General features: G+C 51.4%; 13 protein-coding genes. 3 read left to right on the top strand and 10 right to left on the bottom strand.

Features of this window, described 5'->3' with window-relative positions; genetic code table 11:
- Positions 1 to 125: 125 nt before the first annotated feature.
- The 4 genes from CX651_RS19035 to CX651_RS19020 all read right to left on the bottom strand — a co-directional run bounded on the left by CX651_RS19035 (position 126) and on the right by CX651_RS19020 (position 4,465).
- Positions 126 to 854 carry a fumarate reductase iron-sulfur subunit gene (locus CX651_RS19035; RefSeq protein WP_028781383.1) on the bottom strand — a complete coding sequence of 243 codons (729 nt, stop codon included), beginning with the start codon at positions 852 to 854 and terminating at the stop codon, positions 126 to 128.
- Positions 851 to 2,878 carry a fumarate reductase flavoprotein subunit gene (locus CX651_RS19030; RefSeq protein WP_101057627.1) on the bottom strand — a complete coding sequence of 676 codons (2,028 nt, stop codon included), beginning with the start codon at positions 2,876 to 2,878 and terminating at the stop codon, positions 851 to 853. Before CX651_RS19030 ends, CX651_RS19035 begins: the two co-directional genes overlap by 4 nt.
- Before the next feature lie 65 nt (positions 2,879 to 2,943).
- The gene (locus tag CX651_RS19025) at positions 2,944 to 3,609 is read right to left on the bottom strand and encodes a fumarate reductase cytochrome b subunit (protein ID WP_101057625.1); all 666 of its coding nucleotides are present in this window, start codon (positions 3,607 to 3,609) and stop codon (positions 2,944 to 2,946) included.
- Between the two features lie 130 nt (positions 3,610 to 3,739).
- A complete protein-coding gene (locus CX651_RS19020) occupies positions 3,740 to 4,465 on the bottom strand; it encodes a fumarate reductase cytochrome b subunit (protein ID WP_101057624.1) in 726 nt (241 codons plus the stop codon).
- A gap of 351 nt (positions 4,466 to 4,816) precedes the next feature.
- Here CX651_RS19020 and prmA point away from each other — a divergent pair, with 351 nt between their 5' ends.
- The 3 genes from prmA to fis all read left to right on the top strand — a co-directional run bounded on the left by prmA (position 4,817) and on the right by fis (position 7,142).
- The gene (gene prmA / locus CX651_RS19015) at positions 4,817 to 5,698 is read left to right on the top strand and encodes a 50S ribosomal protein L11 methyltransferase (protein ID WP_101057622.1); all 882 of its coding nucleotides are present in this window, start codon (positions 4,817 to 4,819) and stop codon (positions 5,696 to 5,698) included.
- Between the two features lie 152 nt (positions 5,699 to 5,850).
- On the top strand, positions 5,851 to 6,822 hold the full coding sequence (gene dusB / locus CX651_RS19010) for a tRNA dihydrouridine synthase DusB (protein WP_025011338.1): 972 nt from the start codon (positions 5,851 to 5,853) through the stop codon (positions 6,820 to 6,822).
- A 14-nt stretch (positions 6,823 to 6,836) separates the two neighbouring features.
- On the top strand, positions 6,837 to 7,142 hold the full coding sequence (gene fis / locus CX651_RS19005; RefSeq protein WP_025011339.1) for a DNA-binding transcriptional regulator Fis: 306 nt from the start codon (positions 6,837 to 6,839) through the stop codon (positions 7,140 to 7,142).
- A gap of 136 nt (positions 7,143 to 7,278) precedes the next feature.
- On the opposite strand, the gene CX651_RS19000 is transcribed toward fis, so the two are convergent.
- The 6 genes from CX651_RS19000 to CX651_RS18975 form a co-directional block, all read right to left on the bottom strand.
- Positions 7,279 to 7,554 (bottom strand): hypothetical protein, encoded by a 276-nt coding sequence (locus tag CX651_RS19000; RefSeq protein ID WP_167398150.1) that lies wholly within the window; start codon positions 7,552 to 7,554, stop codon positions 7,279 to 7,281.
- 202 nt (positions 7,555 to 7,756) lie between these two features.
- Positions 7,757 to 8,278, bottom strand: a complete 522-nt coding sequence (locus CX651_RS18995; RefSeq protein ID WP_101057618.1) for an ankyrin repeat domain-containing protein — start codon at positions 8,276 to 8,278, stop codon at positions 7,757 to 7,759.
- 202 nt (positions 8,279 to 8,480) lie between these two features.
- Complete coding sequence (locus CX651_RS18990; protein ID WP_101057616.1) at positions 8,481 to 9,296, bottom strand: hypothetical protein; 816 nt, start codon at positions 9,294 to 9,296, stop codon at positions 8,481 to 8,483.
- A gap of 2 nt (positions 9,297 to 9,298) precedes the next feature.
- Positions 9,299 to 10,174 (bottom strand): hypothetical protein, encoded by an 876-nt coding sequence (locus CX651_RS18985; protein ID WP_101057614.1) that lies wholly within the window; start codon positions 10,172 to 10,174, stop codon positions 9,299 to 9,301.
- A gap of 117 nt (positions 10,175 to 10,291) precedes the next feature.
- Positions 10,292 to 11,215 carry an IS5 family transposase gene (locus CX651_RS18980; protein ID WP_101057612.1) on the bottom strand — a complete coding sequence of 308 codons (924 nt, stop codon included), beginning with the start codon at positions 11,213 to 11,215 and terminating at the stop codon, positions 10,292 to 10,294.
- Positions 11,216 to 11,295: 80 nt separating this feature from the next.
- The gene (locus CX651_RS18975) at positions 11,296 to 11,631 is read right to left on the bottom strand and encodes an Imm8 family immunity protein (protein ID WP_101057610.1); all 336 of its coding nucleotides are present in this window, start codon (positions 11,629 to 11,631) and stop codon (positions 11,296 to 11,298) included.
- Positions 11,632 to 11,929: the final 298 nt, after the last annotated feature.

The raw sequence follows: 11,929 nt of genomic DNA, 5'->3' as shown, positions 1-11,929 counted from the left end.
GATTGTCTCTCATCAGAAGGATCGGTCAACCGATCCTTATCTGATCTACATTGCGGAATTTTCCGGGCTTTTCTGTTTGAACCTCAGCTTAGCTCTTTAAGGGCTTAGTTCTCTGAAGGCATAGTTTAAAGCAAGGTACTGGCCATCTTGCGGCGCAGGTAGGCTATCTGCTGCATATGGGGCAAGTCTTTAGGACAGTTATCCTGACATCCCAGCAGGGTCATACAACCGAACACCCCATCCTGATTGCCTATCACATGATAGAAGTCCTCGGCGCTGCGGGCATCGCGGCTATCCAGCTCGAAACGAGCGATTTTCATCATGCCGACGGCGCCGACAAAAGTGTCGCGCATCTGCTTGGTGGCGCAGGCCGAGACACAGACACCGCACTCCACACAGCGCTCCAGTTCATAGAGTCTGGCGGCTTCCTCCGGGTCCATCGGGGCTTCCAGATGGTGGATATCCTGCTGATCCGGCTTGGGATGCAGCCACAGCTTGAGCCTTTCAGCCAGCTCACGCATAAACTTGCCAGTGTTGACCGACAGATCCCCTATCAGCTCAAAGCCTGGCAGCGGCATCAAAGTGATCAGTCCATCTGGATATTTGGCGGTCAAGGTGCGGCAAGCCAAGGTAGGAAAGCCGTTGATCACCATGGCGCAGCTGCCGCAAATCCCGGCGCGACAGACAAAGTCGAACTGCAACGATGGGTCCTGCTCCTCCCTGAGGCGATTGAGGGCGATAAATACCGTCATCCCCGGGGTTTCTTGCAGTTGATAGTCCACCATTTGTGGCTTGTCTCCCGCTTGCTGTGGGTCGTAACGGAAGATCCTGAAGGTTAAAGTGCGGCCACTCATGCGTTGTCATCTCCGGCAGGGTTAGGCTGAGAAGGGGTTGAAGTTTGTGGGTAAGCCAGGCGGTCGCTCAGGCGCTCGTTGCCGGGGCGCAGGCTTTCCGGCAGTTCGAACGGCATCAGCGCCCGCTGCTTGTCTTCAGCGCCGGCATCCGGCCCCAAAGTCGCGAGAATGGCAGCAATCTCCTGCTCACGTTTGGCGGTATCCGGATGGGCAATGGCATTGTCGGCACCATAGCCGCGATAACCGGGCGGCAGTTCCATCTGCATCACATCCAGCGCCTCGTAGCTGAGCACAGGCTCCAGCGCGTCGGCGTCCGGCCAACTGGCCAGGGTACGGCTGAGCCAGTCTTTGTCGTTACGCTGCGGGTAATCCTCGCGGGCATGGGCGCCACGGCTCTCGGTGCGCGCCAGGGCGCCGCAGGCCACAGTCAGCGCCACCTTAAGCATACGCCTGACCCGTAGGGCCTCAACCAACTCGGGGTTGGCGTGGCGCTTCTTGCAGGTGACGACAATATTGCGCGAGCGAGCCAGCAAATCCTTGAGTTCGGCCACCGCCTTTTCCAGCTCTGGGCCGTTACGAAAGATGCCGACATAGTCCATCATCACTCTTTGCATCAGGCGCTTGAGCTCAAACGGGCTCTCGCCCTGCTCCCGAGCCAGCAGCTCGTCTATCTCCTGGTTGAGCTCATCACGGAAACGCTGCACCAACGCCGTATCCAGCACCAGCTCCTCCTGCTCGCAGAAGTCGGCCACATATTTGCCTATGATCATGCCGCCGACCACAGTTTCCGCCAGCGAATTACCGCCCAAACGGTTAAAGCCATGCATGTCCCAACAGGCCGCCTCGCCGACACTGAACAGCCCCTTGAGCTGCGGGCTCTCTCCTGTATGATTGGTGCGAATACCGCCCATGGAATAGTGTTGGGTCGGCCGCACCGGGATCCACTCTTCAGCCGGATCTATGCCGAGGAAGTTCTCACAGATCTCTTTGACTTCCCGCAGGTTGGTTTCCACATGCTTGCGCCCCAGCAGGGTGATATCCAACCACAGGTGCGGGCCATAGGGGCTGTCGACTCCCTTGCCCTTACGCATATGTTCTGTCATCCGCCGTGATACCACGTCACGGGAGGCCAGCTCTTTCTTTTCCGGCTCATAGTCAGGCATAAAGCGGTAGCCGTCTTTATCCCGCAGCAAGCCACCGTCACCGCGGCAGCCCTCAGTGGTCAGAATTCCCACGGGCACTATGGCCGTGGGGTGGAACTGTACGGCTTCCATATTACCAAGGGTCGCGACCCCGGTTTCCAGCGCCAGCGCCTGGCCTATACCCTCACAGATCACTGCATTGGTGGACACTTCATAGATACGGCCATAGCCGCCTGTGGCTATGGTGGTGGCCCGGGCGATATAGGCCCTGAGTTCACCGGTGATCAAACAGCGTGCAATAACCCCATGGCAGCGGTTGCCATCGTGGATGAGTTTCAGCGCCTCGACCCGTTCATGCACCGGGATATCCATGGAGATCGCCTTATTGTCCACCGCATACAGCAGCGAATGGCCGGTACCATCGGCGGTGTAACAGGTGCGCCATTTCTTGGTACCGCCAAAGTCGCGGGCATTGATCAGCCCGTGAGCCTCGGCGGCTTCTTCCAGAGTCACCTTTTCGGCATTGACCACCACTTGACGCGGCCCGGCAGTCACCCTGGTCCAGGGTACGCCCCAGTTGGCCAGCTCACGTACCGCCTTGGGAGCACAGTGGGCGAACATTCGCGCCACCTGCTGATCGCAGCCCCAGTCTGAGCCTTTGACCGTGTCCTGAAAATGCACATCTTCGCTGTCGCCCATGCCCTTGACGGTATTGCCGAGACTGGCCTGCATACCGCCCTGGGCCGCGGCCGAATGGGAACGCTTGGCAGGGATCAGCGACAGTACCAGGGTATCCAGGCCACGCTCTTTGGAAGCGATGGCTACCCGCAGACCCGCCAATCCGGCGCCGACAACCAACGAATCCGTATAGATGAGTTTCACACACACTCCTTATGGGACGGCCCAATGCCGTTTACCCGAAAGCTATCTGTTTGGGTTATCAATACTCAGCTCGCGTGGGGCCAAAAAGCCAGCAAGGACGCCAGACCTACGGCGACAAACGCCACACTGAGTATGGTTTTAATTTTTCTAAGGCGCGCCCGGCTGTTGAGATCCCGCGCCGCGCCCCATTTCAATGCCACCCGGTACAGTCCTATGGCGGCATGTAACTCCACTGTCAGCAGCAGTGGCAGGTACAAGGCCCAGGCATACTGGTTCCAAATCCTGTCGGCCGAACCCTGTGGCCCTATGGTTTCCGGGGCCGAACCCACCAACCAAAGATGCACAGGAAGCAACAGCAAAATCACCACTCCGGTAGCAGCCTGCCACACCCACAAGCGGGTATCGCCATGATCAATTTGCACTAGTTGCTGTTTCAGAGCCTTTTGCTGCCTGAGCGACAAAGGCAACTTGTGCAAGGCCACCAGCACGTGCAACAACGCCAACCCGGCAACGGCTATGGCTACCAGGCTCACCACCCAGGGGTAACCGTGGCCATCGTCACTGAGAAAACTCAGCTCCATGTTGCGGGCCACCCATTCCATTGCCGGCGCCCCCAGCAATATTGAAGACACCAGCAACAGGTGAGTCCACAAAAACAGCGCCAACAACACGCCTGAAGCACTCTGCCCCAGATCCAACCAGCCGCCCCAGCGCTCACTCAGTCGTATCATTCGTATTCTCCCTGTCATCCAATGGCTTAACCGCTTAAAGATAGTCAAACCAATGTGGATCACAAAGGGCAAACGAACCCTGAGGCAGATCAAACTTCTGCCGGTTAATTTACCTTTAACTGATATTGAGTTAACCGGGAACGAACGGCTGCAACGGCAGGCTCAGCTCATTGCCTAGCAGCATATAGGTCACCAAACTGCCTAATCCAAGCACGATAAGATAGACAATCAATAGCTTGGCTATTTTTCTCAGGCCAGTGCGGTTAAAGCTGAGGCCCCATTTCACCGCCACCCGATACAGGCCTATCATGGCGTGGATCACCACTGCAGGCAGCAGCAAGATATACAGCAGCCAGGTGTTGTCATGCCAGACCCGGTAGGCCGACATATTGGGGCCGATTTCCGGATTGGCTATCATGGTGACCAGGTGCATGGGCACCAGGAAGAACAGGATAAAGCCGGTGGCCAACTGCCAGAACCAGGCGTGGCTGTCGCGGTGTTTGATCAAATGCAGGTGGCTGCGCAGCGCCCGCCATTGGCCGAGCTGCGCCGGAAAACGCCTGAGCGCCATGGCGGCATGCAGTATCACCACCAGCAGAATGAACACAGAGAAGAGTTGCGTCAGCAGTGGATAACCGTGGCCAGTGGCACTGAACCAACCGCCTTCCAGCACCTGCACTACCTTATAGAAAGCCTCTTTGCCCAGCATGATGCTGGATTCGAAGTGAAGATGCGCCAACAGAAACATGCCCAGCAAAATGCCGGTGGCACTCTGCAGGCGATCGGCTCTGGCCGACCAGTAATGGCTGTTGGCATGACCGAGCCAGCGCTCAGGGATGTGATATTTTGTCAGCATGTTTTTTGGGTACAGATCCTTGGGATCTACAACATAACTCACAGCCAAACTGCGCCAATGGCCAAGGAGTCTGAATGTGACCTGCCTCAATCGAAAGTGGGGGATTATCTGATCATGCTCACAAATAAACCACTTTCAGCAAAACAGAGGTAATACCAATTAACCAATATAAATCAAACGTTTATTTGAAACTTTGAAACAGAAAAGACAGTAAGTTACCGTAAATTCCGCCATTAACGGGCCAAAGCTGAAACCGGGTTTCACTCCACCCTCTTTACCCCGGCGTGCTGGCAAGGCCTGTGACCTATGGCTTACAATAGCGCTTTATAGTCCCCCACGAGAGAAGATTCCATGCCCTGGATCCAGTTACGCATCCACAGCAGCAGCGAGCACGCCGAAACACTCAGCGACCTGTTGCTGGAGGAAGGCAGTGTTTCCATCACCTTTGAAGATGGTAAAGATACGCCGATTTTTGAGCCCAAGCTGGGCGAAACGCCACTTTGGGCCGACACTGTGGTAGTCGCTCTGTTCGATGCCGGCACAGATCTGACTCCCACAGTCGAGATGCTCAAGCAACAGCCCTTCCTCGAAGGCAAGCTGAACTACAAGATAGAGCAGATAGAAGATAAAGACTGGGTCCGCGAATGGATGGACAGCTTCCACCCCATTCAGTTCGGCAAGCGTCTGTGGATCTGTCCCAGCTGGCGTGAAATCCCGGATCCTGAAGCTGTCAACGTGATCCTGGATCCCGGCCTGGCCTTCGGCACAGGCACTCATCCCACAACCGCCCTGTGTCTGGAGTGGCTCGATGGCCTGGATCTGCAAGGTAAACAGCTGGTCGACTTCGGCTGCGGTTCCGGCATTCTGGCGGTCGCCGGTCTCAAGCTGGGCGCATCCAACGCCATAGGCATAGACATAGACTACCAGGCGATAGACGCCTCCCGCGACAATGCCAAACGCAACGGCGTGGATGATAGGCTCAGCCTCTACCTACCTGAGGATCAACCCAAAGGCATTCAGGCCGATGTGTTGGTTGCCAACATTTTGGCAGGACCGCTGCGAGAACTGGCCCCCCTGATCGCCGAGTTGGTGCGCCCGGGTGGCAAACTGGCACTGTCCGGTTTACTGCAGGAACAAGCAGAAGAGATCCGCGAATTTTACGCTCAATGGTTCGAGATGGACGAAGCGGTTCACAAAGAAGATTGGAGCCGCTTGACAGGAGTACGCAAATAGCGGTAAAGGCGGCGCCAGAGCGCACTGGCGCTGACTTCCTGCCTGTCAAAAGTCAAGTAAAAAAGTTTTGCTCAGGTCATTTATTGACCTTTTCACCGCTGGCAAAAAGGCGTACTATAGCGCCCCTTTGAAGAGCAAGGTGAAACAGCAAAATGCAGATTGGACCCTATCAACTGAAGAATCAGCTGATCGTGGCACCAATGGCAGGTGTCACCGATCAGGCCTTCCGCAATCTCTGTATCCGTTATGGTGCTGCCATGGCAGTGTCAGAGATGCTTTCGTCCAATCCCGACCTTTGGGACACAGACAAGAGCCGCCAGAGAATGACGCACTCGGGTGAAGAAGGCATACGCTCAGTACAAATCGCCGGGGCTGACCCCGATAATATGGCTTGGGCCGCCCGCTACAATGTGGAGCAAGGCGCCCAAATCATAGATATCAACATGGGTTGTCCGGCAAAAAAAGTGAATAAAAAGCTCGCGGGTTCTGCCCTGCTGCAATCGCCGGAACTGGTAAAGAAAATACTGGATGCCGTGGTTGCCGCAGTGGATGTGCCGGTAACGCTGAAGATTCGCACGGGCTGGGCCCCAGAACACAGAAATGGTGTTCAAATCGCCCGGATTGCCGAAGAGAGTGGCATTACGGCGCTCGCGGTTCATGGCCGCACCCGCCAATGCATGTACAAGGGTCATGCCGAGTACGACACCATCAAGGCGATCAAACAGAATGTCTCGATTCCTGTTGTCGCCAACGGGGACATCGATAGTCCGGAGAAGGCGCGTTTCGTGCTGGATTACACAGGTGTCGATGCCCTGATGATAGGACGGGGTGCCCAGGGAAGGCCTTGGATTTTCAGAGAGATCCAGCATTACCTGGACACAGGTAGCAAGCTAGCGCCCATTGGGATGGCAGAGCAGCGTCAAGTGATGCTGGAACACCTAACCAAACTGTATGATTTATATGGGGAAGTAAAGGGCGTCCGCTTCGCCAGAAAACATATGGGATGGTACCTGGACCAGGAAGAACAGCGCCAGTTCCGTGCCGACTTTAACCGGCTGGAAACCGCTGCAGAACAATGTTCCATGGTGGAACGTTTTTTTGATGAATGTGTACTAGATAAATAAAGAGCAGAATACGAATGTTTGATCAGACAACTCACACAGAAGCTCATCAGCTTACCGTAGGCAAAATCGAAACCGCTAACGGCACCATCAAGCCCCAGTTACTGCGCGACGCCGTAAAGCGCGCTGTCAGCAACTTCTTCGCTCAGTTGGACGGTCAAGAAGCCCAGGAAGTTTATGAAATGGTGCTATGCGAAGTTGAAGCACCTCTGCTTGATATCATTATGCAGCACACTCGTGGCAACCAGACCCGCGCCGCCAACATGCTGGGCATCAACCGCGGCACACTGCGCAAGAAGCTGAAAAAATACGGCATGAACTGATATAAATTCATAATGTATTGAAATAAAAAGGCCTTTCTTTAATAAGAAGGGCTTTTTTGCTTTTCATGTACCCCTATATGCACCCAGTAGTCCCATCAAAGCTCTGCTTGCCCTTGAGCGCTCATCAGCCTATGAGTCAATCACCGACTAGCTGCCATTTGCCACTCTGGGCTTCTTCCTGTGACAACAAAACCTTATCATGGGTTTCGAATGCCTTTTGCTCAAAATTGGCCTTCTGATTAGTCATTTTCTTTTCGCCGGATATAGTTAGGGTTTGTCTAACCTCACCATCACAAATCAGGTTGAGTTTCTTGCCAATAACATCAAAATCCTTCTCATAACCGGCGCAAGCCAAGATTGTAACTCCTCCCGGTAGTTCAAATTTTTCCTGTACATTCATTTTCATCTTCACAGCGACCACCTTTCCATATTTAAGACTATGGCATTGACGATTTTTTCAGCGCCCCATAACTGGCTCAGCAAGTACGTAGGATTGGAAGTGAATACAGCAAACCGCCAGAGGGAATTGGGCGTGAAAGAACTTTCCTCGAGATTGTTAATCTCTATCGAGGAAAGATCGAGAGGGCTACTCTCCGGTAAGGTCAAACAAAGTATCAGAACTTCTCTGGATAGCTTCTTAAAAGCTCTGGGATTTCCAGTGGCATATCAGCAAGTACCGCAACTGAATTTCTGAAAGAGCTGCCACTTTCAATTTTTGCATCTGGGTCAGCACCTGCTTCGAGTAACACTGCAACGATTTCTGACGAATAAGGCTTGCTGTCAAACACCATTTTCAAAGGCGTAGCGCCATCCTCGGGCCGGTGATTGATAAGTTTTTCGGCGCCATTTTCCAACAGTAATTTGATGGCCGGAAGGTTCTTTTGCCTGACCGCATAAATCAGCGGGGTATAGCCATAGCTGTCAACGGCGTTCACATCGAGCCCCTTTTCGATGAGAAATTGGATAGATTCTGGCGGAGTATCCCCATCCGATAACTGATGTAAATACGTCCATTTGTCATTTTCAGTTACCCTGTGAATATTACATCCTTGCTGGATAAAGGACTGGGCAATATCTAATTGTCCTTTTCTTAGTGCTCTATATAGTTTGTATTCTGGCCTGTCCGTATATCTCATTTCTGTTACCTGTTTTCCAAAAATTCTTCCATGTGTTCGATGATTTTGTTTGACCTTTCACCGAATTTAAGACCATGACATTGACGAGATTTCAAATACACTGGGGGGGCAATGGAGACCTCTACATGAAAAACGATATACCAACAACAAAAGCGGGTAGTTAACATCAATCTGAATTTAACATTGATATTAACTGTACTACTCAGTCCCGAACCGACTTGCTCCACACCAGTCCTTGGGGGATGAATGGGTCAACGACCGGCTGCTCCATTCCAGCGTGGATCCCCAAGTTGGTCAGCGCCACAGCAAACTCGGCATAGTGGCCACGAGTTGTGCCGCTTTCTTCGCCGTAACGGGCGCCATGGTGCCAAATAGCCAAGTTGCGTTTAATACCATCTTCAAAGCTCAACGCATCTTTGTGAATGATCCCCCACAGAGCCAAGTGCAAGGTAAAGTAATTGCTACGTCCGCTGATTTTTTTGCTGGGTTTGGCGGTGTATTCGTCCAGACGCTTTTGGCAATGGGCACTGGCTTTATCATGGTCGCCGTTAAACCAGGCTTTTAGCGCATGCACCAAATCGTCAGTGGTATCCGGTTTGCGGTTGCCTGGAAACTGCTCTTCCGGGTACAGCAAACAGGCTTCTTTGGCGATCGCCAACTCACCGGCGGCCATGGCGCAGTTGAAACAGCTGACGACATCAATGGATTCCTTACCCATGGTAACCTTTTCGCCGATAAACTCTGGGGCGTTCGGGTCAAAAGCCATTTTCAATGGTCGTAATTGATACTCTGCGGCTTTTTTGAAAGCGGCCTTGGCCTCATCAAATTTTTGGTTCAGTGCATAGGACATGCCCAAGCTGGCATAATCAAAGCCGCGGCCCCAATAAACGTGCTCTATCTCATGATCCTTATAAAAACCAGTTTCATCCAAAGCTTTTTTTCGGGCGATGGTTTCCAAATCGATTTCTAGTTCATTGGCAAGCTGCTCTGCCGAGAGTTGGGGGATTTTTTTGGTCATGGTTATTTGTTTCCTTTCAATGCTTTTAATCCATCGGCAAAGGTGCTCTTGACTGTCTCAAACTCGGGGATGGTGAATTCTTGGAGCACCCCCTCTTTTGGGGGGAGCAGGTTACCTGCATTATCTTGCCAAAAGTAACGTACCTGGCCTGTTTCGGTGTTGGTAAAGATTGCCAGGTGGTTTTTCTTCCCATCCTTGTCAAGGATACTTTGCCACAGCTGTTGTTCTTTCTGCTGATAGGGGCCGCCTTTCCGGTTGGAGGCTTGACCGACTTTGGGAGCCTTTTTCTTCATCCTTGCCGCCCAGCGTTTATTTTTTCTGTCTGACCCTTGTCTTTCCCGGAACTGATTTTCACTGAGGCTAGTACTGTTGTTACTGTAACCCTTGTGCTCAATCTCAACCAAGCCGCGCTTTTTACAATCCATCATATTGTCGCAGCCGTGATAACGGTGGATAAAGCCCTCATTTTGCTTTAGTCCCAAGTCCTTGTATACCTGCTCGGCACCATATTGTCCCAGGGCTTCACTCAGGGCATTAGGGGATTTGGTGTTGATTTGGGATAGGATTTTACCGGCTTCTTCTTTGAACTCGGCCAAGTCAGTGACAAGCTTCTTGCGATTGGTGGCAGCCTCAAGCGCCAATAGTGCGGCTTCATAACCAACAAACGATTGTACTGCTTCCGCTCCGGCCAACTCATTATCCGCAAGTAGCAGAGTTGGATTACCCCGATAGCGTTCCCCTAATTCTTCCGGAGTCAGGATTTGGCCTGTCGCTTCATCTTTGGCTTGAATGATCCCTTTATCGGCCAGCCACTCGGCTTGTGATGCGCGTTGCTCGTCAATGTAATCATTGATGACCTGTTTAGCACCGCCCATCATGGCGTTAATAGCTTTGGTTATCCCGGTTTCTTTCAGCTCGGTTGGGGCTTCCGGTGCTGGGGGGCTTTGTTTCCTAAATTAGGAATCAGGCCCAAAGCCCCCTTTTATGGTTGATATTTAGTCAACCAGTCGAGTTTGGGGCATACCTATCCCGGTAATTTTGTTCAACGCTTTGATCATGGCATAAGTTTCTCCAACCTGAGCATTGTAGTTTCGTAGTGTCAGTGTGCCACCCAGCAACTGTTTGAAACGGAACATTCCTGTCTCTGAAAGAGAGCGGAGATGATAGCCAAAGCGCTTCTTCCAATGAGTATTGCTACCATAGAGTTTTTGACAGGCGACAGCGATGTTTCGTGGGTGACCTATTTCCCATAATGCTGCCCCTTCCCTTGGAGGGATTAGTGGCGTCGCTCGTTTTATCCGAATCGCCTCGTAACAAGCGCGAGTGTCGTAAGCTCCATCACCTGATATCTCGATGATTTTTCGACGTGTCTGTTTAAGCAAAGCTGGGAAAGCCTCGGCATCAGTGACATTAGACAAACTCAGCTCGGCAGCAATGATTTCATGAGTGCTGGTATCGACAGCTAAGTGAAGTTTACGCCATACCCGACGTTTACCATCTGTGCCGTGTTTTTTGACTTTCCATTCGCCTTCGCCGTAAACCTTAAGCCCGGTAGCATCAATGGCCAGATGTTGAATCGGCCCTCGGGTGGGGCATTTGAATAAGACCTCTACTGATTTGGCCCGTTTACTGATGCAAGTGTAATACGGGCAAGCCAGCGGAACCCGAGCAAGGAGAAACACGGAGTTAATAAACCCTTGCAGCGCTCGCAGTGGCATGGAGAAAACCCGCTTCACCATCAGAGCAGTAGTAATTGCCAGCTCGCTAAACAACCGTGGTCTGTCTCGTTTTCCAGATTTAGTCAGGTTTAGCCACTGTTGGATGGCTTCCTCATCAATCCAAAAAGTGAGAGAGCCCCGATTGATAAGGGCTTGGTTATATTGCTTCCAATTGGTTGTTTTGTAACGTGGTTTAGGCATGCGGAACGATAGGTAGTGAGATTTGGTTGTTCAGATCGCAGCTTTCCTGATTAGTTCCACCTGATTTAGGAAACAAAGCCTTAGTCATACTCAAACCTACCTAGTCTAGATAGCTGGTTAACGATTTCATCCCAAGAATTGCCTATGCACTTGTTGCAATATCTCTCTATTTTAGATATTAGTAATGGAATGTCGTATTCTCTTAAGAAAATTTTGTTTCCGCCTAAAATTAAATCTTCAGAATTACATTCCATCCATTGAAATGAAATTATTTCAACATCAAAGTTGTTAGAAGCATCGTCACCTTCTGGCCCTATTGATAAAGACAAAAGGAAGTGGAATATTTTTTCATTTTCAGGCCAGTATGTTTTTATGTCAAAATCAGGTGAGAAGTAATTTTTTAATTCAGCTCTCATTTTTCTACCTTTTTTAAATGTGAGTTATCTTGCCATGATTTTCCCATCCATGATGAAAAACTTTTAGAGACTAAATAAAGAACTATATCTAAAAAAGCTGAATTTTCAGCCTTTTTATTTTATTAACATTCAAAGGCTCCAACAACAATCGAGTAGAGTTAACATTGATGTTAACGGCACGACTTAGTCTCGATCAGACTTGCTCCTCACCAACCCCTGAGGAATGAAGGGGTCAAACACTTGGGTAGTGTTCATAAATCTGTGTCATTTGAGTAATATACACCCAAAAGGATATTCA

This window comes from Shewanella chilikensis (assembly GCF_002836945.1).
Classification (GTDB): Bacteria; Pseudomonadota; Gammaproteobacteria; order Enterobacterales; family Shewanellaceae; genus Shewanella; species Shewanella chilikensis.
This window is presented reverse-complemented; position numbering and strand designations above follow the sequence as displayed.

Coding starts and splice junctions, on each gene's coding strand:
- CX651_RS18995 (WP_101057618.1), bottom strand. CDS start 8,278: ATGAGATATACGGACAGGCCAGAATACAAACTATATAGAGCACTAAGA.
- dusB (WP_025011338.1), top strand. CDS start 5,851: ATGCAGATTGGACCCTATCAACTGAAGAATCAGCTGATCGTGGCACCA.
- CX651_RS19025 (WP_101057625.1), bottom strand. CDS start 3,609: ATGATACGACTGAGTGAGCGCTGGGGCGGCTGGTTGGATCTGGGGCAG.
- CX651_RS18990 (WP_101057616.1), bottom strand. CDS start 9,296: ATGACCAAAAAAATCCCCCAACTCTCGGCAGAGCAGCTTGCCAATGAA.
- CX651_RS19020 (WP_101057624.1), bottom strand. CDS start 4,465: ATGCTGACAAAATATCACATCCCTGAGCGCTGGCTCGGTCATGCCAAC.
- prmA (WP_101057622.1), top strand. CDS start 4,817: ATGCCCTGGATCCAGTTACGCATCCACAGCAGCAGCGAGCACGCCGAA.
- CX651_RS18975 (WP_101057610.1), bottom strand. CDS start 11,631: ATGAGAGCTGAATTAAAAAATTACTTCTCACCTGATTTTGACATAAAA.
- CX651_RS18980 (WP_101057612.1), bottom strand. CDS start 11,215: ATGCCTAAACCACGTTACAAAACAACCAATTGGAAGCAATATAACCAA.
- fis (WP_025011339.1), top strand. CDS start 6,837: ATGTTTGATCAGACAACTCACACAGAAGCTCATCAGCTTACCGTAGGC.
- CX651_RS18985 (WP_101057614.1), bottom strand. CDS start 10,174: ATGATGGGCGGTGCTAAACAGGTCATCAATGATTACATTGACGAGCAA.
- CX651_RS19035 (WP_028781383.1), bottom strand. CDS start 854: ATGAGTGGCCGCACTTTAACCTTCAGGATCTTCCGTTACGACCCACAG.